The following is a 21,644-nucleotide window of genomic DNA, read 5'->3' as shown; positions in this document are numbered from 1 at the left end:
GCCGACATCCAGCAGTTGCCTGACCGGCATCGAAGAATAATAGAAAGGGACTTGTCGCTCTTAAGCTCTTAAGCTCCGGGGAGCCCGAGTATCGGGCTCCCCGTCTCACGTCAGTAGTCCATCGCCGGCATCGGCGCGGCCTTTTCCTCTTTCGGCACTTCGGCGACGAGGGCCTCGGTAGTGATGAGGAGCGAGGCGACAGAGGCCGCGTCCTGCAGCGCGGTACGCACGACCTTGGCCGGGTCGATCACACCGGCCTGGACGAGATCCTGGTACTCGCCGGACGCTGCGTTGAAGCCCCAGTTGTAGTCGTCGCTCTCGAGCAGCTTGCCGACGATCCAGGCGCCGTCCTCGCCGGCGTTCTCGGCGATCTGTCGCGCGGGGGCGCGTAGCGCCCGGCGGACGATGTCGATGCCCGACTGCTGGTCGTCATTGGCGGTCTTGAGGCCATCCAAGGCCTTGAGCGCGCGCAGCAACGACACGCCGCCGCCGGGCAGGATGCCCTCTTCGACCGCGGCGCGGGTGGCATGCAGCGCATCGTCGACCCGGTCTTTCTTCTCCTTGACCTCGACTTCGGTCGCACCGCCGACGCGGATCACCGCGACACCGCCGGCAAGCTTGGCGAGCCGTTCCTGCAGCTTCTCGCGGTCATAATCGCTGGTGGTCGTCTCGATCTGCTGGCGGATCTGCGCGACGCGGCCGTCGATGTCGGCCTTGGTACCGACGCCGTCGATGATCGTGGTGTTGTCCTTGTCGATCGTGACTTTCTTGGCGCGGCCGAGCATGCCGATCGTCACGTTCTCGAGCTTGGTGCCGAGCTCCTCACTGACGACATTGCCACCGGTGAGGACGGCGATATCCTCGAGCATCGCCTTGCGGCGATCACCGAAGCCCGGCGCCTTGACCGCCGCGATCTTGAGGCCGCCGCGCAGCTTGTTGACGACCAAGGTCGCCAGGGCCTCGCCCTCCACATCCTCGGCGATGATCAGCAGCGGGCGGCCCGATTGGACGACCTTCTCGAGCAGCGGCACGAGGGCCTGCAAGTTCGACAGCTTCTTCTCGTGGATCAGGATGTACGGATCATCCAGTTCCACCTTGAGCTTCTCGGCATTGGTGATGAAGTACGGCGAGAGGTAGCCGCGGTCGAACTGCATACCCTCGACGGTCTCGAGCTCGGTCGCGAGGCTCTTGGCCTCCTCGACCGTGATCACGCCCTCATTGCCGACCTTCTCCATTGCCTCGGCAAGGATTCGGCCCACTTCCTCGTCGCCATTGGCCGAGATTGTCGCGACCTGCGCGATCTCGCTATTGGCGCTCACCTTCCTGGCATGGGCTTCGAGGTCGGCGACGACGGTGGTCACCGCCAGATCGATGCCGCGCTTGATGTCCATCGGGTTCATGCCCGCAGCGACGGCCTTCGCGCCTTCGCGCACGATCGCCTGGGCGAGCACGGTCGCTGTGGTGGTGCCGTCGCCGGCCTTGTCGTTCTGCTTGCTTGCGACCTCGCGCAGCATCTGCGCGCCCATATTCTCGAACTTGTCGGCAAGTTCGATTTCCTTGGCGACGGTGACGCCGTCCTTGGTGATGCGGGGGGCGCCGAAGCTCTTCTCGATGACGACGTTGCGGCCCTTGGGGCCAAGCGTCACCTTGACCGCGTTCGCGAGCGTATCGACGCCGCGCAGCATGCGGTCACGCGCGTCCGATGCAAATTTGACTTCCTTTGCAGCCATCGCTGCTACTCCTTTCTATGTCCTTCCTGAATGTTCGAGGGATGAGGGCGGTCGATCAGGCCGCCTGCTTGAGCGGCACGACGTTGTCGATCACGCCAAGGATATCGCTCTCCTTCATGATGAGCAGATCCTCGCCATCGATCTTGACCTCGGTGCCCGACCATTTGCCGAACAGGATCCGATCACCGGCCTTCACCGACAGTTCGACGAGAGTGCCGTTGTCGTCGCGGGCGCCCGGCCCGACGGCGACAACCTCGCCTTCCTGCGGTTTTTCCTTAGCGGTATCAGGGATGATGATGCCGCCCGAGGTCTTCTCCTCGGCGTCGATGCGACGGACGACCACACGGTCGTGCAAGGGGCGGAAATGCATGGCAAAACCTCCAGATGCAAAACATGATGTGACAACCCTGCCGTTCATCCGAACGACAGGTTTCGCTGAGCTAGGAAAACCGATTTTTCCGTTCAAGAGGCGGAATGAAATTTTTTGGCACTCTTGGCGTTGGAGTGCCAATCGGGTCCAACTTGCCTCTTGACGAGACTCGGAACGGAACCAAAATTCTCCGGTGCGGGTCTGTCCCGCATCAACGAAAGGAGCGACACAAGGAAAGGAGTTTTGGCCATGTCGCAGCCCTACGCACGTTTTCTTCACCCCTTTGATGTTGCGCGGCATCCGGATTTGGAACCCGAAGTGAAGCGTGCCATCCTCGCATCCTGGGCATCGGATCGATCTGCCGTGCGAGACAAGCCGGCGCTTCGCAAACCCCCGGGCGCAAAACGCGCCGTACCGATCGATGAGGTGCTCGCCGCCATGCGCTCGCTCGACGAAGGCAGGGATTCGGGTAGTCGGCTTCAATGAGGGATCGCGCTTTCCTCGCTCAGCTGCAGGGATATGGGCTAACCACCGCCGAAGTGCACTACTACCGGCCGGACGCCCCTTCACTACTGCAGCTGTACGTTTGGCAGGAGTATGATCTTGCGCCCGATTTCCCGGTGCTTTTCGACTTCCTCGATCATTGGCGGCGCGAGATCGAGGCGGCGCTCCACTCGGTGCAAATCGCGCACGACCAGCTTGTTCGTCCGACCGAGTGGCGCGCCGTCGATGGCGTGATCAGGATGCAATGACGAGGGGGCCGCTGCGAAAGTGGCGCGAACGCGGCAGCCGCCGCGTCCGCATTGCCTTGCCATTCGACGACATCATGGAGTTCGCGCTCGCGCTCCTGTCGGTGCCGCCCGAGGAACTGGAGGCGCTGGGCTGGAGCTTTGCCGATCGCAAGCGGCTGCTCGATCATTTTCTGCGCTCAGGCAAGGCCGCGCAGCGGATCGCGCCCGATCGTCTCGGAGCCATGCCGATCGAGCTCCGCCTGCCGCAGCGCGACGTCGACCGGCTGCAGCACTTCGCGCGCCGCGAGCTTCCCAAGGCGGCGAGCAGCGCCGGCGTGATCGACCGGGTCCTCGCCGCGCTGGATCGGGCGTCCCATCGGCAGCGCGGGTGAATCGTGAAAGGCCCGGGAGAAATCGCTTCTCCCGGGCCATCGCTCAAATGGTCTTCGCTGGTGATGCCAGCTTGCCATGATCGACAACGGCTTGAACCGGCCCGCGTGACGGTGCGCCGCAGTCACCGGAACTACTCGAAACGACCTTTGGCTGCTGGTCCGCGCCGAGCGACGTTACCTGGATGCTGCGGCTGCAAGTACCGTTTCCGGTGCTGGTAGAGACGAAGCGATAGCTCACGGTTCCTGCCGGCAGGGTGCCGAAGGCGGCCCGGTCCGGCGTTGCGCCTCTGGCCGCCGCCGCTTCGAGCATCCGCGCCTGGCGGAACATCGCATCCATCTGCCGATCCATGTCGGCGGCGATCCGGTCGAACAGCGCGAACGAGGCGGTTATCGCCGGATCGGCAAATCGCACCGGCGCGAACCTCATCGTCGGCTCAACGGTGACCTTGGGCGCCACATCGCCTTGGTACTCGATCCGGGCAAGCGAGCCGTCGGGCAAGTCGATAGTCATGACCCGGTTGTGGTTTGCGGCCGCGATAGCCGCCCCCGCGGTGGCGATTGCCGCCGCGCCGGCCAAGACGGCTGTACGAAGCAATTTTCGCATCATTCGTCCTTTCGTTGCTGGTTTGGTGGGTGAGAGATCTAACCGGCCACGCTGAACCTTGGATGACAATCACGCTCTGCCGCAGCGATCGAATAGGCACCGCAGCAACGCGCATGCGGACCTGTCGGCGAGCAGCACAGCACTGGAGCGGGCGCCGCTGGCAGGTAAGCGTGAAGCGGGCGCTGGCGACGCGCCTCTCCATGGACTGAGAAACGCAATCCTTGCCGCTGGCAATAGTTCGCCGCCGCCTCCAAGTTGGGAAAGCGCAGCTCTATCGTCTCGAGCGGATCGCCGCCGCCGGTCCATCCGGTTAGTGGATCCGCCACTGGCCGCCAGCGAGGCGCGAAGCGAACCTTCCACTGTTCGCGCCGGCCTCGTCCGCCTTGATTAGTGGCCGGCAGCACCGGCTCTATCATGGCACAGGCCTCGCGTGGCAGCGCGCTGGACGGGTCAGGCCCGGTGTGATTGTCGTTGGCGAATGGCCCGGAACCGAGGTTCCGGGCCAGACCGTCACGCCGCCTTGCCATTGACCGGGATGCGGCGGACATTTTCGTTCGCCGCCTCCGTCTTGGGCAGGGTGACCGTCAACACGCCGTTCCTGAACGTCGCGTTCGCCTGGTCACGGTCGACCCCCTTGGGCAGTCCGATACGCCGTTCAAAGCGGCCGTAGCTGCGCTCGCTATAGCCACGATCCTTGTCTTCGACCTCGGACCGCTTCTCGCCGCGAAGCGTTAGCGCACCGTCTTCGACGGTAATCTCCACCTCCTTCTCGTCGAGACCCGGCAGTTCCGCCGTGACGCGGATCTCCTTGTCGGTCTCGCCGAGCTCCACATGGGGCCAACCGGCAGCGCGGTCGAGGCCGGCGAAGGCGGGCACGCCGAAGCCGCGGAAGACGTCGTCGAACAGTCGGTTCACCTCGCGATGGAGCGAGAGCAGCGGGTGGGTATCATTGTCGCGGCCGCGCTCGGCACTGACCGGGACAGGGAGCCGGTTTTCCTGCCGGCTCCAGGGAATGAGATCACGAAAAGCCATGATGGTCATCTCCTTTTTTGGCTGGAAGGCTAAAGGCCTGCCGGCCCGCAGAGTGCGGCGCCGGCAAACCAGTTAAACTAAGGATCAAGCCGCTTCGCGGACCTTGTCCTTGGGCGCCTCGATCTGATCCTGGGCAGCATTGCTGCCGCCGATCTCGATCCGGCGCGGCTTCATCGCCTCGGGGACGACACGCTTGAGCGCGATGCTCAGCAGGCCGTTCTCAAAGCTGGCATTGCCGGCTTCCACGAAGTCAGCGAGCTGGAAGCGCCGCTCGAAGGCGCGCGCGGCGATACCGCGATGCAGATAGTCGCCCTTGCCGTTATCCTCGGCGCGTTTGCCGGTGACGGTGAGCTGGTTCTGCTGCGCCACCACCTCGATGTCTTCGGGGCGGAAGCCGGCGACTGCCAGCGTGATGCGATAGCTGTCCTCGCCATCCTTCAGGATGTCGAAGGGCGGATAGCCATCGTCTTCACGCGCGCCTGCTTCGAGCAGGTTGAACAGGCGATCGAAGCCTACGGTCGAGCGCCGATAGGGCGCGAAATCAAAGTTAGTTCTCATTTCCAAATCCTCCTATGAAGCGATCTGGGCATGAGAGGCGCCGGTAAACGGAGAGCCGACGCTCTCTATGTCCAACCGGACCCGAACGGCGTCCGGCAACAAAAATCTAGGTAGGCATCGAGGGCTTTCAAGAGGTTTTTGCGCACACACTTTTTGCCCGCGCGTGCTCTTGAATTTACAGAAGCGGTACAAGATCTTGCCTGCGGACCGGGCCCCTCTGGCGGCGGCTGCAAAGCCTCCGCGATGTCGGACCGCATCGAGTGCGCTCGGTGCAGGATCGCGCAGCTTCAACGTGAAGCCGGCCGAGTGCCTCATTGACTTGAAGATCAATGGAGTGAGGCATGAACAGACATTTTGACCCTATCACCTATCCGCCCCCTTCGCCGGCGCGCGCCGGCGGCGCAGCCATCTATGATGAAGGCCCTCGCCGGCACATGCTCGGCGTCTATCGCAACATGGCGCTGGGCCTCGGTATCACGGCGCTCGTCGCGCTGCTGGTCGCGAGCACGCCCGCGCTTTACCAGCCGATCTTCGGTACGCCGCTGAAGTGGGTGGCCATCTTCGCACCTTTGGCGTTCGTGCTGTTCTTCTCGTTCCGCGTCGAGCGGATGACGACCACGCAAGCGCGAACCGCTTTCTATGCCTTCGCAGCTGTGATGGGCGTGTCGATGGCGAGCATCTTCCTCATCTTCACCGGCACCAGCATCGCGCTCGCCTTCTTCAGCGCAGCGGCGGTGTTCGCGGGCATGAGCCTGTGGGGCTATACGACCAACGTCGACCTGTCGCGCTGGTCCACCTTCCTGATGGTCGGGTTGATCGGCGTGGTCATCGCCAGCCTCGTCAACCTGTTCCTCGGGTCCTCGATGCTCCAGCTAGTCTTCTCGATCGCCGGCGTCCTGGTGTTTACGGGGCTCACCGCTTGGGACACCCAGCGCCTGAAGAGCGAGTATCTGGCCTATGCTGGAACCGAGCGGGCGGACAAGTTGGCCGTGATGGGCGCGCTGTCGCTCTATCTCAATCTTATCAACCTGTTCCAGCTGCTGCTGAGCCTGTTCGGGCAGCGTGAGGAGTGACGAAGGAGGCCAAGCTATGACGAGCATATCGGCCACGGTTCCCCATGCCGGTGCGGGCAGCGACGCCCGCCCCGGCGTTCCGCTGCTCAACCACAACTGGGGATGGTTTGTCGTTCGCGGCGTCCTCGCGTTGACCTTGGGCGTGGTCGCGTTCCTGTTTCCGGTAAGCGCCCTGTTTGCCTTCACCATGGTGTTCGCCGCCTATGCCGGCGCCGATGGCCTACTCTCGACGATCGCTGGCGTGCGCGGCGCCACCCGAAAGGAAGAGCGCTGGTGGACGCTGATCCTGCGCGGCATCATCGGCCTCGCGGTCGCGGTCTTGTTCGTGCTGATGCCCTTTGTGGCGACAGCCAGCTATGCTCTGGCGACACTGTCGGTGCTGAGCGCCTGGGCCATCCTCACCGGAGTGCTGGAGATCGCCGCCGCGATCCGCCTGCGCAAGGAGATCGAGGGCGAGTGGCTGCTCGCGCTTTCGGGCGTGCTCTCCCTATTGCTCGGGATTGCGGTGCCGGTGGCGCTTTATATGAATCCGCCCGCCACGATCCTGTCGGTCGCATGGGCGATCGCGATCTATGCTGTCATCGCCGGTGTGGTCCTGATCGGCTTCGGGCTGCGGCTGCGCCAGCGGCCGGAGGAAACGAAAGGAGAGACGGCATGATGCGCGAAGACGTGATCGCAATCGCCGGTTCGCTGGAGGATCACTTTATCGTCGAGATATTGGAGGTCGGCGGTGATCGGGCGGATCTGATCGAGGCGGTCGCCCGGGCACGCGGCGATCCGCTGGACTTTCCGGCGCTACCGCATCCGATGTCCCCAATCGTGTCGCGACTGTGCGAGATCATCGAAACCGCCGACGCAGCGGTCGCAGACCCGCTCGAGTGGGAGGATGGTCGCCCGTGAGCCCACATGGACCGGGCTTCTGTCCGCCGCGCGGCTGGCTGGCCTTGCTGGCAGCGATCGGCCTGGTCTCGGGTGTGGCCGGCGGCGTGGGGGTGGCTTGGCTCAACTCCGACCGTGACATGGTGATTGGGGCGGAAAGCGCACAGGTTTCCGTCGACGCCGTCCCGCTTAATCGGCTGACGGTCGCACCGCTTGTCGAGCGTGTTGCGCCCGCTGTGGTAAACATCGCGGTGCTGCAGGCGTCGCCCTATGCGCAGAACCCGCTGCTGCGCGATCCTTATTATCGCTTCTTCCTCGGCGTGCCCGACGAGGCACTGGCGCCGCGGATCTCGGCGGGCTCCGGGTTCGTGGTCGATGCCGCGCGCGGTCTGGTTGTCACCAACCACCATGTCGTCGAGAATGCCCGCGCCATTGCCGTTGGCATTGGTGATCGGCAGGTCGAAGCCGAGTTTCTCGGCAGCGATCCGCGGTCCGACATCGCCGTGCTGCGCATTCCAGCTCGCAGGCTGAAACAGCTTCCGTTGGGTGACTCGGACAAGACGCAGGTCGGTGACTATGTGGTCGCCATCGGCAACCCGTTCGAGGTGGGGCAGACCGTCACGGCGGGAATCGTCAGCGGGCTGCGCGGCTCGCCCGACGGCGGCGCTCGCTACATCCAGACCGATGCGCCGATCAACCCGGGGAACTCGGGCGGCCCCTTGATCAACATGCGTGGCGAAGCGGTCGGCGTGAACAGCGCGATCATCGGCCCCAATGGCGGTAATGTCGGCATCGGCCTGGCCGTGCCATCGCGCGCTGCGCGCCAGGTCGTCGAGCATATAGCCGGTGTAAGCTTACCCGGTGGAAGCGAGTCTTAGACCGGGAAGTCCAGCTGCTTTGAGAGCGTCATCTCAGGCGATCACGTAGAACCGTCAGGGTGACACGCAATCCCTCCGGCCGCCACTCGCGCTCGATGGTGCCGCCAAGCTGTCCGCTGGCCAGGCGCCCAAGCAAGCTGCCGAATCCATCTTCCCCCGGCTCATCGCCCCGCGGGCCGCCGCGCTCATCCCAGATCAAAGCAAGCGTATCTTTTTTCGCGACGCATTCGACGGTGACGGTGCCCGATGGTGACGACAACGCGCCGTATTTCGCGGCATTGGTAGCCAGTTCGTGGAGGATGAGTGCGATCGTGGTCATCGCGTTTCCGGGCAACGTCACATCATCGCCGTTGATTCGCAGCCGGTCATCGCCACCGCCAGCACCCTCGTAAGGTGCCAAAATCGTCCGAAGCAATACGTGGAGACTAACCGAATCGTTACTGCCGGCAGCGGAGTCCTTCGGCATTGTGAGAGCGTGCGCACGCGCCAGCGCGCTCAAACGCTCCTGGACGATGGAGGCCAGTTCCTGTGGGCTTGCAGCATCACGCACGCTCATGCCGACGAGGCTGCCCGCAAGCGCGAACAGGTTCTTCATCCGGTGGTCCATCTCACGCAGCAACAAGCGTTGCCGCTCCTCGGCTTGCTTGCGCTCCGTAATGTCGCGCGCGATCGTGGACGCGCCGATGACCCTGCCGCTCGCTTCGCGCAACGGTGATACGCTGAGCGAGATGTCTATCAGACTCCCGTCCTTGCGGCGCCTGACCGTTTCATAGTGACGGACGCGCTCGCCTCGGCGCAGCCGTGCCAGGATCGGTGCCTCGTCGTCCTGCCGATCATCTGGCAGGAGAAGCATGACCGACTTTCCGACGATCTCGGTGGCGCGATAGCCGAACAGCCGTTCCGCTCCCCTGTTCCAGCTCGTGACGGTTCCATCCAGATCTTTCGCCAGAATGGCGTCGTCGGAGGACTCGACGATCGCGGCCAGGCGCTGCGCGATCTCGTCCCTTGCGCGGCGCCGCTCATAAGGCAGGCCGGGCATCGCGCCAGATGGCGCGTGGCTTTCACCAAGGTCACTCATCCTCTTTTCCACTCACTCGAAGAGTGGTCGTTTCCAAAGCGTTCGCGGCCGAGATTAGCCGGGGTTTGGCGCTACCGCCTTCGAACGCTGCGCCGGCGACGCCCCTTGGAGCGATGGCTGGCTAGATCGGACCGATTTGGAATTTTCGACCCGCCCCGAAGCCGCAGAGTCTGAAGTGCCACCAAGAGTCGACGCAGCAAACGTAACAAAAGCATGGTCGTCGAACAACCGCCCGATCACCTGTGACGTTATACGGACGCTGCTGTCCCGGCTATCGCAGACCTCACGCGGTGACGCACCCCGCCGCCGGCCGTTTCTGGCACGTTGCCGATTGTCCTCTTGGATCAGCCCGGGCGGCAGCTTCCGTCGAGACCGGACGTTGATCGAGCAAACCTAGACGACCGACCCTGGTCGGGATCTGCCTTACGCCGAGCCGCACTTTCAATGTCCGCTTACTGCGAGATGATTTCTGATTCCGGAAAGTCTGGAAGGTCCGACATAGCGGCCAAGCTTCATCCCCGTGCGAGAATATTGAGGGTGGCGGGATCCTTGACGCCCTGAAACCAGCGGTCGAGGGCTGCGGTAAAGAGGTGAGGTGCGCCAGCCTCGATGAACAGGGTGAGCGACGAACGCAGCTTCATTGCATCGGTGGCGCCGAAAGCCTGTTCAGCCGTCGTGCCTTGAAGATCCTGCAGCGCTTCGACACAGGCGATGAGCCTTGGTCCGAGCACCGGATGGTCAAGATAGGCTCGGGCTTCATCAAGTGATCCGATTGCATAATATTGTGCAGTGGGGCTGTGGCCGAGTCCTGCGATTTGCGGGAAGATGAACCATATCCAGTGGTTTTGCTTGCGGCCGCCGCGGATCTCGGCAAGCGCGGTGTCGTAGGTTTGTTCCTGCGCTTCGGTAAAGCGGTGGAGGTTGATGCTGTCGTTCATGGCTGCAGGTTTATCAGCTTGCCGGTGGCGTTCCAACGTGCAGCACCCGATTGTCGCCCGGCCGGCAATGTCGCTGACAGCGTCCGATAACAGCTCTCATCCGCGGCTTTTGCCGATAATGACGCTGAGTGCCTCTGCGATGAGGGTGATGTGCTGTCCGATATCCTGAAGCCGGTCAGCAAGCTCATGGGCGCGGGCGGAGCCGATGGCCTGGGATTGCCCCTCGGCCGCCAGGCCGGCGGCATCTTCCGCCTTTGCGGTGAGCAGAGCGAAGAGTCGGGCGATGAGCTCGCGGCAGGGGACGTCGTCGATATCCATAGCGCCACCAAGGCCCCATACGCCGCGACAGTCGATAACCAGCTTTTGCAGTCCCGCAGATTCTATTCGACTTCGCCGCGCCGCCGAGCATTGGTATGCGTGTGAATCGCGCCGGTTGAAGGGACCGGCGCATGCCCCGACCGGTCCGACCGGCGGGGCTGTGGGTGGTGGGAAGGCAATCAGGCCTTGCCGCTATGAAGGACCACCCCATGACCAAATTGACCGATCTGCAACTGGTGCTGCTCGCCACCGCCGCGCAACGCCCGGACGGCAGCCTGCTGCCCCCCGCCGACAGCCTCAGCCATCCGCCTGAGGTGCTGGCAAAGGCGATCACCGCGCTTCTTCGCCGCAAGCTCGCCGCCGAGGTTGCACTCGAAGAGGAAGGCGCCGATCCCCGCACGCTCGATGCGCGCTGCTGGCGGCAGAAGGGCGACAAGCTGCTCGTCGTCGTCATCACCGATGCCGGCCGCAGCGCGATCGGTATAGGGCAAGAACCGCAGGTGGACGGAGACTGCGAGGCGAGCGGGGCTGCCGCCGATGTGCCACCCACTGACGAAGCGGCGTCGCTCCGCCAGAATGAGGACCCGACGGCCGTCCCATCCGAACCACCCAGCAAGATCGCGCAGGTGCTGGTCCTGCTACGCCGGCGGGGCGGCGCCTCACTCGCCGAGATCGTCTCGGCGACCGGCTGGCTGCCGCACACATCGCGTGCGGCGCTGACCGGGCTGCGCAAGAAGGGCCATGCGATCGCAAAGGAGAAGATTGAGGGTACGACCCGCTATCAGCTCAAGGCGGTCGCCTGAGCATGGCGAAGCTCGATCAGGAACTGGCTGCGCTGGCGACCATGTCGCTGGCGCAGCTGCGCGGGGAATGGGTCTCCACCTTCGGCGAAGATGCGCCGGATCTGCCAGGCTCGATGCTCCGCCGGGTGATCGCCTATCGACTGCAGGAGAGCGTGCTGGGAGGATTGCCGGTTCACGCCAGGCGCATGCTGGAGATTGTGGCCGAGGGAGGGGCCGACCTCCCCGCGCCGCCCATCCAGCTCAAGCCAGGCTCACGCCTGCTGCGCGAGTGGAACGGCAAGCTCCACACGGTAATGGTGGAGGCGGACGGCTTCACCTTCGGGGGAAAGCGCTATGCCTCGCTGTCCCATGTCGCCGAGGCGATCACCGGCGCCCATTGGTCGGGTCCGCGCTTCTTCGGGCTGAAGCGAAGGCCGCCACCGCCGCGGCGGGGGGCTGAGATCCATGGCTAAGCGGGGACCGCAGACGCGCACCGCAAATGGATCATCGGCGCGGGCCAGCCAGATCCGCTGCGCGATCTATACGCGCAAGTCGACCGAGGAGGGGCTCGACCAGGAATTCAACAGCCTCGATGCCCAGCGCGAGGCCTGCGCCGCTTACATCGCAAGCCAGCGCCATGAAGGCTGGACGCTTGTGCCCGAGCCTTATGACGATGGCGGCTTTACCGGCGGCAATATGGACCGCCCGGGTCTTCGTCAGCTGCTTGCCGATATCGAGGCGGGCAGGGTCGATGTCATCGTCGTCTACAAGGTCGACCGGCTGACCCGGAGCTTGGCCGACTTCGCCAAGATCGTCGAGATACTGGACGGGAAGGGCGCAAGCTTCGTCTCGGTGACCCAGGCGTTCAACACCACGACCAGCATGGGACGCCTCACGCTCAATGTGCTGCTCTCTTTTGCGCAGTTCGAGCGCGAGGTCACCGGCGAGCGCATCCGCGACAAGATCGCCGCCTCCAAGAAGAAGGGCATGTGGATGGGAGGCCCGGTGCCGATGGGCTATGACCTCAAGGAACGGAAGCTGCTGATCAACCAGGTCGAGGCCGATATCGTACGGTTGATCTTCGGGCGGCATGTGCAGCTCCGCTCGCTGCGCGCGCTGGCGCTCGACCTGGAGGTCAGGGGCATTCGCTCAAAGCTGAGGACGATGCAGGACGGCAGGATCGTGGGAGGCCAGCCCTATACCGAGGGTGCTCTTGGCTATCTGCTGCGCAATGTCCTCTACATCGGCAAGATACGCCATGGTGATCAGGTCTATGAGGGGGAGCATGAGGCGATCATCTCGCCGGAACTATGGGAGGCCAACGAGCAGCTCTTCAGCAGGGCAAGCCACACGCCTCGACCGCGCAAGAGCCTGCCGAGCCCCCTGAGCGGTTTCGTGGAAGATGCGCTGGGGCGACGCATGGGACCGGCCCATGCCAACAAGGGCAACCGCTGCTATCGCTACTATGTCTCGAAGGAGAGCCCTGAGCAGTCGGAGGCCGCATGGCGCATCCCGGCTCTGGAGCTGGAGACCATCGTGCAGCGAGGGCTGGCGGACTTCCTCTGCGATGGTCTGCGCATCGCAGCGGCGCTGGGCGAGACCCTCAAAGCAAGCGAAGGATTGAAGCTCGAAGGGGCCAGGCTCGCAGCGCGTGCTGCCGATGCGATGGCGCTGGCACCTCTGCTCAAGGAACTGGATGCGCGGATCATCGTCCGGCAGGACATCGTCTCCATCCAGATCGACGGGGGCAGGCTGCTCGAGCTGCTGGCCTATGGAACCGAGGTCCAGGCTTCCACCATCAGCATCGATATCGCGGTGCAGATGCGCAGACGTGGGCATGAGCTGAAGCTCGTCTATGCCGCACCCGAGGCGCGGCCAGCGATGCGCGATGATCGTCTGATCCAGCTCCTCGGCGAAGCGCGTGCTGCCTATCAGCAACTCTGCTCGGGCAAAGCCACCGAGGCATCGCGCCGGCACACGGTCAGGCTTGCGCGGCTCAACTTCCTGGCACCCGGCATCGTGACCGCGATACTGGAGGGGAAGCAGCCGGTTGAGCTCAACGCTCGGTCGCTGCTCCGCGTGGCTGAGCTGCCGATTGCCTGGTCAGAGCAGCGGCGCATGCTCGGTTTCGGCTGAGTCGATCCACGTCGATCATCTTCGAGGCGCGCCGCTTGGCGCGCCTCGCCTGTTCAAGCGCCACACCATCCGTGGACAGTTTTTCGGGCAGGTGAGACGCGGCGGCAAACTGGCAGAGAACTGCCGGGAATTTCGGCGTCTCTGTCCACGCCTCCTGCGGCCGGGCTAAGGAATGGCGCGGAAGTGCGGGGTTTTTGCGGAGAATGCCGGGGCGGTCTCTCAATACCCATGTCTTAGTGACTGGGTGGTGCTGCCGGTGAGGATTGAACTCACGACCTCAGCCTTACCAAGGATGCGCTCTACCACTGAGCTACGGCAGCATGTCCGGTCCAACCGGGAGGCCGCGCTATGGCGACTGCCCACCCCGTTTGTCAAGGCGCGAAGCGTCCCGTCGGCCGGTCCGCCCTGTTCGGCCATGTTTCAATCATGGGGGCTTTCGCCTAGAAGGCGGTCATGTCGAGGGATGACGAGAAACAGGCCCGGCTTGCCGAAGCGTTGCGCGCCAATCTGCGCAGGCGCAAGGCGCAGGCGCGCGGCCAGACAGGCGGTGGCGACGAGAACGGCCGGAACGATACGGACGCAACGAAACAGGCCCCGGGGGATTAGATTACCAAAACCCCCGCCACACGGCGCAATGGAGTGAACATGTCTGATACGCCGCTGCTGCGCGAAAGCTGCTATATCGACGGTAAATGGGTGAAGGCCGACGGCGGCGGGACGATTGCCGTCACCGATCCCGCGACCGGCGCGCGCATCGGCGCTGTCCCCGACATGGGCGAAGCCGAAACGCGCCGTGCGATCGAAGCCGCGCATGCCGCCATGCCCGGCTGGGTCGCGCTCACCGCGAAGGAGCGCGCAACCATCCTGCGGCGGCTCCACGACCTGATGATGACGCATCAGGAAGAGCTTGCCCGGCTCCTGACGCGGGAACAGGGGAAAAGCCTGGCCGAGGCGCGCGGTGAGATCGCCTATGCGGCGAGCTTCATCGAGTGGTTCGCCGAGGAGGGCCGCCGCGTCTATGGCGATGTCATACCCTCGCACGCGGCCGACAAGCGGATCGTCGTGCTGAAACAGCCGGTCGGCGTGGTTGCTGCGATCACGCCCTGGAACTTCCCGTCCGCCATGATCACCCGCAAGATTGCGCCGGCGCTGGCGGCGGGCTGTGCCGTGGTTCTGAAGCCTGCGAGCGAGACGCCCTTTTCCGCGCTTGCGCTGGCGGCGCTGGCGGAGGAGGCGGGGCTTCCCGCCGGGCTGTTCAACGTGATCACCGGCGGATCGCGGGCGATCGGCGGCGAACTGACCGGCAGCCCGCTCGTCAGGAAGCTCAGCTTCACCGGGTCGACCGAAGTGGGGCGGCTGCTGCTTGGCCAATGCGCGCCGACGATCAAGAAGGCGTCGATGGAGCTTGGCGGAAACGCGCCCTTCATCGTCTTCGACGACGCGGATGTGGACGCGGCGGTGGAAGGCGCGCTTGCCTCCAAATATCGCAACAGCGGCCAGACCTGCGTCTGCACCAATCGCTTCTATGTGCAGGCGGGCGTCCATGACGCCTTTGTCGCAAAGCTCGCCGAACGGTCGCGCGCGCTGAAGGTGGGCAACGGCTTTGACGACGGAACGCAGATCGGGCCGCTCATCAATCCGGCGGCGGTGGAAAAGGTGGAGCAGCACGTCGCCGACGCCACCGCAAAGGGTGCCGTCGTTCTGGCGGGCGGCCATCGCCACAAGCTGGGCGGCAGCTTTTTCGAGCCGACCGTATTGTCGGGCGTGACGCAGGACATGCTGATCGCGCGCGAGGAAACCTTCGGACCGGTGGCAGGCGTGATCCGTTTCGAGACGGAGGCCGATGCAATCGCGCTCGCCAATGACAGCGAGTTCGGTCTTGCCGCTTATTTCTACGCGCGCGATCTGGGGCGCGTCTGGCGCGTGGCGGAAGCGCTGGAAACCGGCATCGTCGGTATCAACACGGGGCTGATCTCGACAGAGGTCGCGCCTTTCGGCGGCGTCAAGCAATCCGGCATCGGGCGCGAGGGCTCGCGCTATGGCATCGAGGACTATCTCGAAACCAAATATCTCTGCATGGGCCTGTAAAGCCCGGCCGCCCTATAGCTGACGCAACGCGCGCGCCGGACGCAGGGCCATCAACGGGAATGATCCGGCGATGCCGATGCCCAGCGTCAGAAGCGCGCCGCCCGCCAGCGTGCCCAGCACCGTTGGCCAGTCCGGCGCCCAGCCGAATTCGAACACCTGGACGATGACATACCAGGCCGCAGCCGTACCCAGCACCAGCGAGACGAGCGCCAGCACCAGCGCGAGCAACCCATATTCGAGCACCTGGGCGCCAAGCACCTGAAGCCGGCTTGCGCCCAGCGTCTTCAGGATCACGCTGTCATAGCTGCGCGCCTGCCTGGAGGCGGCAATCGCCCCGATCAGCACCGCGATTCCGGCCAGGATCGCGACCGACGCGGCGGCGACGATCGCGCTCGACATCTGGCCCAGAAGCCCGCCGACCTGGCTCACGATATCGCCCACTGCCACGACCGAAACGCCGGGAAAGGTGCGGAGCAGGGCCTGTGTGACGGGGGCGTCGCGGTCCGGCGGCATGGTGATGGTGGCGGCGAGGCTGTGCGGGGCGCTGGCCAGCGGGTGGGGCGAGAAGACCAGCACATAGTTGAAGCCCATCGTGTCCCAGTTGACCTTGCGCAGCGAGGCGATGCGCGCCTCGATCTCCCGCCCCAGCACGCTCACGGTCAGCGTGTCGCCGACGCCGATATCCAGAATCCTGGCCGCCTCCTCGTCCAGCGAGATCAACGGCGGCCCGCGATAGTCGCTTGGCCACCATTCGCCCGCCACCAGATCGCTGCCTTCCGGCAGGGTTTCGCTATAGGTCACCCCGCGTTCGCCGCGCAGGAACCATGCGCCGTCCGGAATCTCCTCCAGATCCGCGACGCGCTGCCCTCCATAGGCGACGATGGTACCGCGCAGGACAGGCACGATGTTGAGTTCGGGGTTGCGCGCGTCCTCCCCGACGACCTCGCGAAACCGCGTCTCCTGACCGGAGGGGATATCGAGCACGAACAGGTTCGGCGCGGTTTTGGGGACGGTGCGGCTGATCTCGGCGTCAAGACTGGTCTGGATGCCCGCAAGCGTGACGAACAGGGTGAGCGCAAGCCCGAGCGCCACCACCAGCGCTGAAGTCTGCGCCCCCGGCCGGTAGAGGTTCGCAAGCGCGAGCCGCAACAGCGGGCCGTGGGGGCGGGGCACGCGGCGCGCCACCCGGCTCACCGCCCAGCCGAGCAGCAGCAGGAAAAGCAGCACGGCCCCCACGGCCGCAAGCACGGCGGCGGAAAACAGCGGTTCGCGCGCGGTCAGCAGGGCCAGCGCGACCAGCGCGACGGCTGCGGCCCCCACCGCAATCGTGCTTCGCCAGTCGATCGGCGCGCGCGGCGCGAGGTGCGCGCGAAAGATCGCCGCCGCCGGCTGGGTTCGCGCCCGGGCAAGCGGCGGCAGGGTGAAGATCAAGCCGATGAGCAGCCCATAGGCGGCGCTGGTCGCAAGCGGCAGCGGATACAGCCGGAAGCCGGGCTGCACCGGCAGCATGTCGCCCGCCACCGCGACGATGGCGAAGGGGAGCAGCGCGCCTGCCGCCAGTCCGCAGCCGATCGCGACCGCTGCAATCGCGCCCGTTTGAAGCAGGTAGATGCGCTCGATATCCGCCGATGTGGCCCCAAGCACCTTCAGCGTCGCGATCCCGTTGCGCTTCAGGGCGAGATAGGAGGAAACGCCGTTGCTGACGCCGATCCCGGCGATGACCAGCGCGGTCAGCCCGATCAGCGAGAGGAACTGGCCCATTCGCTCGAAGAACCGGTTGGCGCCCGGCGCGGCGCGGTCGCGGTCCTTGAACTCCCAGCCAGCCGTGGCGTAGCGCCTCTCCAGACGCTCACGCAGCGCATGCGCGTCTGTGCCGGGCGCAAGGCGGATGCGATATTTGCTTTCGAAAAGGCTGCCCGGCTGGATCAGGCCGGTGCGGCGCATTGCCTCCATCGATACGATCGCGACGGGGCCAAGGGTAAAGCCTTCGCCCACGCGGTCCGGCTCGTCGGTGATGATGTCCGCTATCGTGAAATCGGCTTCGCCATAGCGCAGCCGGCCGCCCGGCCCGACGCCCAGCCGGTCGGCCAGCGCAACGCCGATCAGGATTTGATCGGGCTGCAACGGCGGACGATAGCCGCCCTTGCGTAGCGCGAGCGTGCCATAAAGCGGATAGGCGGCGTCGACCCCTTTCAACTCGGTGAGCACCGCGAGCGGTTCGTCACCCGCCGCCGTGCCGGAGCGCTGCGCCATCGCGCGCATCCGGATCGTCTCGCTCAGCGCGCCAAGGCTGCCGAGGGCGGCTTTCTCCGACGCGCTCGCCTCACGCTGGGTCATTGCGATTTCGATGTCGCCGCCAAGCAGCGTCTGGCCGCGCGCTGCGAGTTCGTCGGTGATCGCGGACGTCAGGCTGCCGATCGCCGCCAGCGTCGCGACGCCAAGGAAGAGGCAGACGAACAACAGGCGCAGCCCACGAAAGCCGAGATGAAGATCACGCCGCGCGATCCGCCAGCTTTGCCTCCAGCCAAGCGTCCTCACAGGCGGCGCTCGCCGATGATCCGGCCGTCCTTCATCTCGACGATCCGTCCGCATCGTTCGGCGAGCGCAGGATCATGGGTGATGATGAGCAGTGTCGCGCCGGCCGCGTGCTTGCGCGCGAAGAGCAGGTCGATGACGGCCGCGCCGGTCGCAGCGTCCAGATTGCCGGTCGGCTCGTCGGCGAAGATGATCGTCGGACCGGGCGCAACCCCCCGCGCGATGGCAACGCGCTGCTGCTCGCCGCCGGAAAGCTGCGCCGGATAGTGATGGAGCCTATGACCAAGTCCCACGGCTGTCAGTTCTTCCGCGGCACGGGCGAAGGCGTCGGGATCGCCCGCCAGCTCAAGCGGCACCGCGACATTTTCCAGCGCGGTCATCGTCGGCAGCAGATGGAAGGCCTGGAGGACGATGCCGATCCGGCCGCGCCGCGCGCGGGCAAGCGCATCCTCGTCGAGCGGCCCATAATCGATCCCGTCGACGATAACTGAACCGCCGCTCGCGCGCTCCAGCCCGGAAAGCACCGCCATCAGCGACGATTTTCCCGATCCCGATGCGCCGAGGATCGCAATGCTTTCATTGCGCGCGATATCGAGATCGATGCCTTTCAATATTTCCACCGGCGCTTCGCGGGTTCCGAGTGAGAGGGTGACATTGCGCGCGCGTATCGCAATAGTGTCTGTATCGGCCGGTGCGTGCATGAAGATGGGGCAGTCCTTGGTAAGCAGAACTTGGGTATATGGAGCGCCGTTGCTGCTTGTCCAACTGATCATCGGCTGTTCGCCGTCGGCGCCTGAACAAAATAGCGGTCGGGCCGAGGCGAACGTCGCCGTATTGGCGGAGACATCGGCCGTCGCCGAAGACAAGAAGCTGGTAGTGGCCTTCGGCGACAGCCTGTTCGCCGGTTACAACCTCGATCAGGATCAGGGGTTCGCGCCCGCGCTTGAACGCAGCCTCTCAGCGCAGGGGCTCGCGGTCCGGGTGCTGAACGCCGGTGTGTCGGGAGACACCAGCGCGGCGGGGCTGCAGCGGCTTGCCTTCACGCTCGACGGGCTGGATCGCAAGCCCGACCTCGTGATCGTGGGCCTGGGGGCCAATGACATGCTGCGCGGGCTCAGTCCCCGGGCGACCCGCGCCAATCTGGAAGCGATCCTGACCGAACTGAAGAAGCGCGACATTCCGACGATGCTCACCGGCATGGTGGCCGCGCCCAACATGGGGACGGATTATGCGGCGGCGTTCAATCCGATCTACCCCGAACTGGCGGAAGAGTTCGGCGTGCCGCTCTATCCGTTTTTCCTTGAGGGGGTGATCGGCAACCGCGCGCTGCTGCTGCCCGACGGCATGCACCCGAACGACCGGGGCGTGAACGCGATCGTCAGCCGCGTTTCGCCGATGATCGCCGCTGGTCTGGAGGGCTGAACCGCCAAGCGGAGCCGCAGGGCCGCCTTAGAATCCCGGTGGCATGAACGACGCGATCGGCCGCTCCGCGCCCGGCGTGCCTGCGATCAGGGCCTCGGTGACCCCCACGCCCCAGGGGCTGTAGGCGATGATGTCGGCTGCGACCTGCACGACAATGATCGCGCCCACGCTCCACCACCACGCCGGATGGACACGGCCGTGTCGGCGCTTGTCGGCGATCATGCCGATGACGGGGAAGATCAGCGTCACCGCTATCGAGATTCGCCATGAGTGCGGCATCAGCAACGGCATCGGCAGCAGCCGCCCGATGCCCGGCCCCGTGAGGATCGACATGGCGCTCAGCATCAGCCGGCGGTGCCAGCCGGTATGGCGGCGGCGGCGCAGCGCGACGATAACCATCGCGCCGAACAGCATCAGCAGCATGGTGTTGCTGAACAGGAATTCGTTCTGGTCGAAAAAGAACGGTCCCCCGGTGCGGCGCAGGACGGTGATGATGATGACGATACCCAACAGCACCATCAGTGGCGCAAGCGGATAGGCCAACAGCCCAAGCGTCCGGTGGAGCCTGATATTGTTGGTCGCGACCAGCCGGTTCTGCGCGAGGTAGAGCGCCACCCAGCCGAAGAACACCACCGCATGCACATGATAGGCGAGCGGTACAGCGAAGGTCGACCGCCCCAGCACCAGGTTGACGGAGAAACCGGCGACGATGATCGCCGACATGATGACCGCCATGATCCAGAAGAAATGGGCTTCGGATGTCCTCACGCCCTTGTCAGGTGAAGCCAGCTCGCCAAGCGTCGCCATCCCGGTGATCCCCCCATTTCGTCGACGCAGATTAACCTTGTTGCGGCGGGACCGGAAGGTGAAAAGATGGGGCGCGGCGCGCGCCGTATCAGCCCAGCATCAACCTTGCCTTGGCGAGCCTCTCAAGCCCCTTGTCGACGGTCGCGTCGCTCTTGGCGAAGCACAGCCGCACGACATTGGTGACGGGATCGCTTGCGTAAAAGGATGACACGGGAATGGCGGCGACGCCCGCCTCGCGCACGGCGCGGTGGCAAAAGGTCATGTCGTCCAGCGCGATGCCCGACCCGTTGAGATCGACCGAGACGAAATAGGTTCCGTCGGAGGGCAGGAGGGCATATCCGGCCGCGCCCAGCCCGTCCGTCATGCGCGCGCGCGACCGCGCGAACCCCTCGCGCATTGCGGTGAAATATGCGTCGTCCTTGCCCAGCCCATAGGCCACCGCCGTCTGCAATGACGGTGCGGTGGTGAAGGTCAGGAACTGGTGCGCCCGGGCGATGGCGGCGGTCAGCCGGGGCGCGGCGCAGGTCCAGCCCACCTTCCAGCCGGTGAGCGAGAAGATCTTGCCCGCAGAGCCGATCTTCACGGTCCGCTCGCGCATGCCGGGCAGCGTCATCAGCGGAATTTGGGCATGGCCGTCGAACACCAGATGTTCCCACACCTCGTCGCAGATCGCCACCGCGTCGTTCCGGACGCAGGCGTCGGCGATCAGCGCAAGCTGATCGAGGCTGAAGACCGTGCCCGTGGGGTTGAGCGGATTGTTGAAGATCACCAGCCGCGTCGCCGGGCCGAAGGCTTCGGCAAGCGCCTTTTCGGTGATCTTCCAGTCGGGCGGCGTCAGCTTCACCGCTTTGGCTATGCCGCCGGCCTGCCGGATCAACGGCAGATAGGCGTCATAGGCCGGCTCGAACAGCACCACCTCGTCGCCCGGCGTGACGAGGCCGAGGATTGCTGCAGCCAGCGCCTCCGTCGCGCCGGAAGTGACGGTCACTTCCTCCGGCTTCAGGTCCAGTCGCTGGAATCGCGCATAATGCACGGCCACCGCCTCGCGCAGTTCCGGCAGGCCGGACATGGAGGGATATTGATTCCACCCGTGCCTCACCGCGTCGGCCGCCTTGTCCAGCACGTCTTCCGGCCAGCCGAAATCTGGAAAGCCTTGGCCAAGGTTCACCGCCTCCAGCTCCCGCGAAAGGCCGGACATGGTTTCAAAGATGGTGGTGGGCAGGTTGGCGAACAGCGGGTTCATTCGGGGTTGATGGGCAGGAACTTGCACCTCGTCAAGCAAGGCTTGCTTGC

26 protein-coding genes and 1 tRNA gene are annotated in these 21,644 nt (G+C 64.9%); 13 read left to right on the top strand and 14 right to left on the bottom strand.

The genetic code is table 11. The annotated features are described in order from the left end of the window. Positions 1-110 precede the first annotated feature (110 nt). Positions 111-1,730 carry a chaperonin GroEL gene (gene groL / locus BSL82_RS08390; protein ID WP_072596870.1) on the bottom strand — a complete coding sequence of 540 codons (1,620 nt, stop codon included), beginning with the start codon at positions 1,728-1,730 and terminating at the stop codon, positions 111-113. A gap of 55 nt (positions 1,731-1,785) precedes the next feature. After that, positions 1,786-2,100 (bottom strand): co-chaperone GroES, encoded by a 315-nt coding sequence (gene groES / locus BSL82_RS08385; protein ID WP_072596869.1) that lies wholly within the window; start codon positions 2,098-2,100, stop codon positions 1,786-1,788. A 249-nt stretch (positions 2,101-2,349) separates the two neighbouring features. On the opposite strand from groES, the gene BSL82_RS08380 reads away from it, so the two are divergent. The 3 genes from BSL82_RS08380 to BSL82_RS08370 are packed head-to-tail and all read left to right on the top strand — an operon-like array spanning position 2,350 to position 3,223. Further along, complete coding sequence (locus BSL82_RS08380) at positions 2,350-2,586, top strand: hypothetical protein (RefSeq protein ID WP_062061345.1); 237 nt, start codon at positions 2,350-2,352, stop codon at positions 2,584-2,586. Beyond that, positions 2,583-2,852: an usg protein gene (locus BSL82_RS08375; protein ID WP_062061348.1), complete on the top strand. Its 270-nt coding sequence runs from the start codon at positions 2,583-2,585 to the stop codon at positions 2,850-2,852. The genes BSL82_RS08380 and BSL82_RS08375 overlap by 4 nt, the downstream gene beginning before the upstream one ends. Continuing rightward, positions 2,849-3,223 carry a hypothetical protein gene (locus tag BSL82_RS08370; RefSeq protein WP_072596868.1) on the top strand — a complete coding sequence of 125 codons (375 nt, stop codon included), beginning with the start codon at positions 2,849-2,851 and terminating at the stop codon, positions 3,221-3,223. The genes BSL82_RS08375 and BSL82_RS08370 overlap by 4 nt, the downstream gene beginning before the upstream one ends. A 43-nt stretch (positions 3,224-3,266) precedes the next feature. On the opposite strand, the gene BSL82_RS08365 is transcribed toward BSL82_RS08370, so the two are convergent. The 4 genes from BSL82_RS08365 to BSL82_RS08350 form a co-directional block, all read right to left on the bottom strand. Beyond that, positions 3,267-3,800, bottom strand: coding sequence for a hypothetical protein (locus tag BSL82_RS08365; RefSeq protein ID WP_158010749.1), 534 nt, complete (start codon positions 3,798-3,800; stop codon positions 3,267-3,269). A gap of 65 nt (positions 3,801-3,865) precedes the next feature. Continuing rightward, positions 3,866-4,243 (bottom strand): NADH dehydrogenase ubiquinone Fe-S protein 4, encoded by a 378-nt coding sequence (locus BSL82_RS08360; RefSeq protein ID WP_226998691.1) that lies wholly within the window; start codon positions 4,241-4,243, stop codon positions 3,866-3,868. A gap of 94 nt (positions 4,244-4,337) precedes the next feature. Then, entirely contained in the window at positions 4,338-4,859 is a 522-nt protein-coding gene (locus BSL82_RS08355) for an Hsp20/alpha crystallin family protein (protein ID WP_072596865.1), read from the bottom strand. An 84-nt stretch (positions 4,860-4,943) separates the two neighbouring features. Then, a complete protein-coding gene (locus tag BSL82_RS08350) occupies positions 4,944-5,417 on the bottom strand; it encodes an Hsp20 family protein (RefSeq protein ID WP_062061360.1) in 474 nt (157 codons plus the stop codon). A 434-nt stretch (positions 5,418-5,851) separates the two neighbouring features. On the opposite strand from BSL82_RS08350, the gene BSL82_RS08345 reads away from it, so the two are divergent. Genes BSL82_RS08345 through BSL82_RS08330 form a run of 4 tightly spaced genes read left to right on the top strand, consistent with a single transcriptional unit; the run spans position 5,852 to position 8,247 of the window. Then, entirely contained in the window at positions 5,852-6,490 is a 639-nt protein-coding gene (locus tag BSL82_RS08345; protein WP_158011062.1) for a Bax inhibitor-1/YccA family protein, read from the top strand. Between the two features lie 16 nt (positions 6,491-6,506). After that, the gene (locus tag BSL82_RS08340) at positions 6,507-7,148 is read left to right on the top strand and encodes an HdeD family acid-resistance protein (RefSeq protein ID WP_072596863.1); all 642 of its coding nucleotides are present in this window, start codon (positions 6,507-6,509) and stop codon (positions 7,146-7,148) included. After that, entirely contained in the window at positions 7,145-7,390 is a 246-nt protein-coding gene (locus BSL82_RS08335) for a hypothetical protein (RefSeq protein ID WP_072596862.1), read from the top strand. The genes BSL82_RS08340 and BSL82_RS08335 overlap by 4 nt, the downstream gene beginning before the upstream one ends. 44 nt (positions 7,391-7,434) lie before the next feature. Next, entirely contained in the window at positions 7,435-8,247 is an 813-nt protein-coding gene (locus BSL82_RS08330; protein ID WP_226998673.1) for a trypsin-like peptidase domain-containing protein, read from the top strand. Between the two features lie 28 nt (positions 8,248-8,275). Here the strand turns inward: BSL82_RS08330 and BSL82_RS08325 are convergent, their stop codons facing one another. The 3 genes from BSL82_RS08325 to BSL82_RS08315 form a co-directional block, all read right to left on the bottom strand. Next, positions 8,276-9,337 (bottom strand): PAS domain S-box protein, encoded by a 1,062-nt coding sequence (locus tag BSL82_RS08325; protein WP_226998672.1) that lies wholly within the window; start codon positions 9,335-9,337, stop codon positions 8,276-8,278. A gap of 500 nt (positions 9,338-9,837) precedes the next feature. Further along, positions 9,838-10,263 (bottom strand): DUF1810 domain-containing protein, encoded by a 426-nt coding sequence (locus BSL82_RS08320; RefSeq protein WP_072596861.1) that lies wholly within the window; start codon positions 10,261-10,263, stop codon positions 9,838-9,840. A 96-nt stretch (positions 10,264-10,359) separates the two neighbouring features. After that, complete coding sequence (locus BSL82_RS08315; protein WP_072596860.1) at positions 10,360-10,581, bottom strand: hypothetical protein; 222 nt, start codon at positions 10,579-10,581, stop codon at positions 10,360-10,362. Between the two features lie 209 nt (positions 10,582-10,790). On the opposite strand from BSL82_RS08315, the gene BSL82_RS08310 reads away from it, so the two are divergent. Genes BSL82_RS08310 through BSL82_RS08300 form a run of 3 tightly spaced genes read left to right on the top strand, consistent with a single transcriptional unit; the run spans position 10,791 to position 13,499 of the window. Continuing rightward, complete coding sequence (locus BSL82_RS08310) at positions 10,791-11,384, top strand: DUF3489 domain-containing protein (RefSeq protein WP_072598684.1); 594 nt, start codon at positions 10,791-10,793, stop codon at positions 11,382-11,384. A gap of 2 nt (positions 11,385-11,386) precedes the next feature. Continuing rightward, complete coding sequence (locus BSL82_RS08305; protein WP_072596859.1) at positions 11,387-11,836, top strand: DUF2924 domain-containing protein; 450 nt, start codon at positions 11,387-11,389, stop codon at positions 11,834-11,836. Then, positions 11,829-13,499 carry a recombinase family protein gene (locus BSL82_RS08300; protein ID WP_072596858.1) on the top strand — a complete coding sequence of 557 codons (1,671 nt, stop codon included), beginning with the start codon at positions 11,829-11,831 and terminating at the stop codon, positions 13,497-13,499. Before BSL82_RS08305 ends, BSL82_RS08300 begins: the two co-directional genes overlap by 8 nt. Before the next feature lie 245 nt (positions 13,500-13,744). Here the strand turns inward: BSL82_RS08300 and BSL82_RS08295 are convergent. Then, positions 13,745-13,819 (bottom strand) — tRNA-Thr (locus BSL82_RS08295). A gap of 133 nt (positions 13,820-13,952) precedes the next feature. Between BSL82_RS08295 and BSL82_RS20775 the strand changes: the two genes are divergently transcribed. Both BSL82_RS20775 and BSL82_RS08290 read left to right on the top strand, forming a co-directional pair. Continuing rightward, entirely contained in the window at positions 13,953-14,105 is a 153-nt protein-coding gene (locus tag BSL82_RS20775; RefSeq protein ID WP_193408615.1) for a hypothetical protein, read from the top strand. Between the two features lie 39 nt (positions 14,106-14,144). Then, complete coding sequence (locus BSL82_RS08290) at positions 14,145-15,587, top strand: NAD-dependent succinate-semialdehyde dehydrogenase (RefSeq protein ID WP_072596857.1); 1,443 nt, start codon at positions 14,145-14,147, stop codon at positions 15,585-15,587. A gap of 12 nt (positions 15,588-15,599) precedes the next feature. On the opposite strand, the gene BSL82_RS08285 is transcribed toward BSL82_RS08290, so the two are convergent. After that, positions 15,600-18,125: an ABC transporter permease gene (locus tag BSL82_RS08285; RefSeq protein WP_072596856.1), complete on the bottom strand. Its 2,526-nt coding sequence runs from the start codon at positions 18,123-18,125 to the stop codon at positions 15,600-15,602. Then, positions 18,122-18,823 carry an ABC transporter ATP-binding protein gene (locus BSL82_RS08280; protein WP_072596855.1) on the bottom strand — a complete coding sequence of 234 codons (702 nt, stop codon included), beginning with the start codon at positions 18,821-18,823 and terminating at the stop codon, positions 18,122-18,124. Before BSL82_RS08280 ends, BSL82_RS08285 begins: the two co-directional genes overlap by 4 nt. Between BSL82_RS08280 and BSL82_RS08275 the strand changes: the two genes are divergently transcribed. Further along, on the top strand, positions 18,822-19,544 hold the full coding sequence (locus BSL82_RS08275; protein ID WP_072596854.1) for an arylesterase: 723 nt from the start codon (positions 18,822-18,824) through the stop codon (positions 19,542-19,544). The two genes, BSL82_RS08280 and BSL82_RS08275, sit on opposite strands and share 2 nt — an antisense overlap. Before the next feature lie 27 nt (positions 19,545-19,571). Here the strand turns inward: BSL82_RS08275 and BSL82_RS08270 are convergent, their stop codons facing one another. Continuing rightward, positions 19,572-20,351, bottom strand: a complete 780-nt coding sequence (locus BSL82_RS08270) for a hypothetical protein (RefSeq protein WP_083579108.1) — start codon at positions 20,349-20,351, stop codon at positions 19,572-19,574. Positions 20,352-20,439: 88 nt separating this feature from the next. Next, the gene (locus BSL82_RS08265) at positions 20,440-21,594 is read right to left on the bottom strand and encodes an aminotransferase (protein WP_072596853.1); all 1,155 of its coding nucleotides are present in this window, start codon (positions 21,592-21,594) and stop codon (positions 20,440-20,442) included. Positions 21,595-21,644 lie beyond the last annotated feature (50 nt).

The sequence above is a fragment of the Tardibacter chloracetimidivorans genome, assembly GCF_001890385.1.
GTDB lineage: Bacteria > Pseudomonadota > Alphaproteobacteria > Sphingomonadales > Sphingomonadaceae > Tardibacter > Tardibacter chloracetimidivorans.
The sequence above is the reverse complement of the archived record's forward strand: the minus strand, read 5'-3'. Positions and strand labels throughout refer to the sequence as shown.

Coding starts and splice junctions, on each gene's coding strand:
- groL (WP_072596870.1), bottom strand. CDS start 1,730: ATGGCTGCAAAGGAAGTCAAATTTGCATCGGACGCGCGTGACCGCATG.
- groES (WP_072596869.1), bottom strand. CDS start 2,100: ATGCATTTCCGCCCCTTGCACGACCGTGTGGTCGTCCGTCGCATCGAC.
- BSL82_RS08380 (WP_062061345.1), top strand. CDS start 2,350: ATGTCGCAGCCCTACGCACGTTTTCTTCACCCCTTTGATGTTGCGCGG.
- BSL82_RS08375 (WP_062061348.1), top strand. CDS start 2,583: ATGAGGGATCGCGCTTTCCTCGCTCAGCTGCAGGGATATGGGCTAACC.
- BSL82_RS08370 (WP_072596868.1), top strand. CDS start 2,849: ATGACGAGGGGGCCGCTGCGAAAGTGGCGCGAACGCGGCAGCCGCCGC.
- BSL82_RS08360 (WP_226998691.1), bottom strand. CDS start 4,243: ATGATAGAGCCGGTGCTGCCGGCCACTAATCAAGGCGGACGAGGCCGG.
- BSL82_RS08355 (WP_072596865.1), bottom strand. CDS start 4,859: ATGGCTTTTCGTGATCTCATTCCCTGGAGCCGGCAGGAAAACCGGCTC.
- BSL82_RS08350 (WP_062061360.1), bottom strand. CDS start 5,417: ATGAGAACTAACTTTGATTTCGCGCCCTATCGGCGCTCGACCGTAGGC.
- BSL82_RS08345 (WP_158011062.1), top strand. CDS start 5,852: ATGCTCGGCGTCTATCGCAACATGGCGCTGGGCCTCGGTATCACGGCG.
- BSL82_RS08340 (WP_072596863.1), top strand. CDS start 6,507: ATGACGAGCATATCGGCCACGGTTCCCCATGCCGGTGCGGGCAGCGAC.
- BSL82_RS08335 (WP_072596862.1), top strand. CDS start 7,145: ATGATGCGCGAAGACGTGATCGCAATCGCCGGTTCGCTGGAGGATCAC.
- BSL82_RS08320 (WP_072596861.1), bottom strand. CDS start 10,263: ATGAACGACAGCATCAACCTCCACCGCTTTACCGAAGCGCAGGAACAA.
- BSL82_RS08315 (WP_072596860.1), bottom strand. CDS start 10,581: ATGGATATCGACGACGTCCCCTGCCGCGAGCTCATCGCCCGACTCTTC.
- BSL82_RS08310 (WP_072598684.1), top strand. CDS start 10,791: ATGACCAAATTGACCGATCTGCAACTGGTGCTGCTCGCCACCGCCGCG.
- BSL82_RS08305 (WP_072596859.1), top strand. CDS start 11,387: ATGGCGAAGCTCGATCAGGAACTGGCTGCGCTGGCGACCATGTCGCTG.
- BSL82_RS08300 (WP_072596858.1), top strand. CDS start 11,829: ATGGCTAAGCGGGGACCGCAGACGCGCACCGCAAATGGATCATCGGCG.
- BSL82_RS20775 (WP_193408615.1), top strand. CDS start 13,953: ATGTCGAGGGATGACGAGAAACAGGCCCGGCTTGCCGAAGCGTTGCGC.
- BSL82_RS08290 (WP_072596857.1), top strand. CDS start 14,145: ATGTCTGATACGCCGCTGCTGCGCGAAAGCTGCTATATCGACGGTAAA.
- BSL82_RS08275 (WP_072596854.1), top strand. CDS start 18,822: ATGAAGATGGGGCAGTCCTTGGTAAGCAGAACTTGGGTATATGGAGCG.
- BSL82_RS08280 (WP_072596855.1), bottom strand. CDS start 18,823: ATGCACGCACCGGCCGATACAGACACTATTGCGATACGCGCGCGCAAT.
- BSL82_RS08270 (WP_083579108.1), bottom strand. CDS start 20,351: ATGGCGACGCTTGGCGAGCTGGCTTCACCTGACAAGGGCGTGAGGACA.
- BSL82_RS08265 (WP_072596853.1), bottom strand. CDS start 21,594: ATGAACCCGCTGTTCGCCAACCTGCCCACCACCATCTTTGAAACCATG.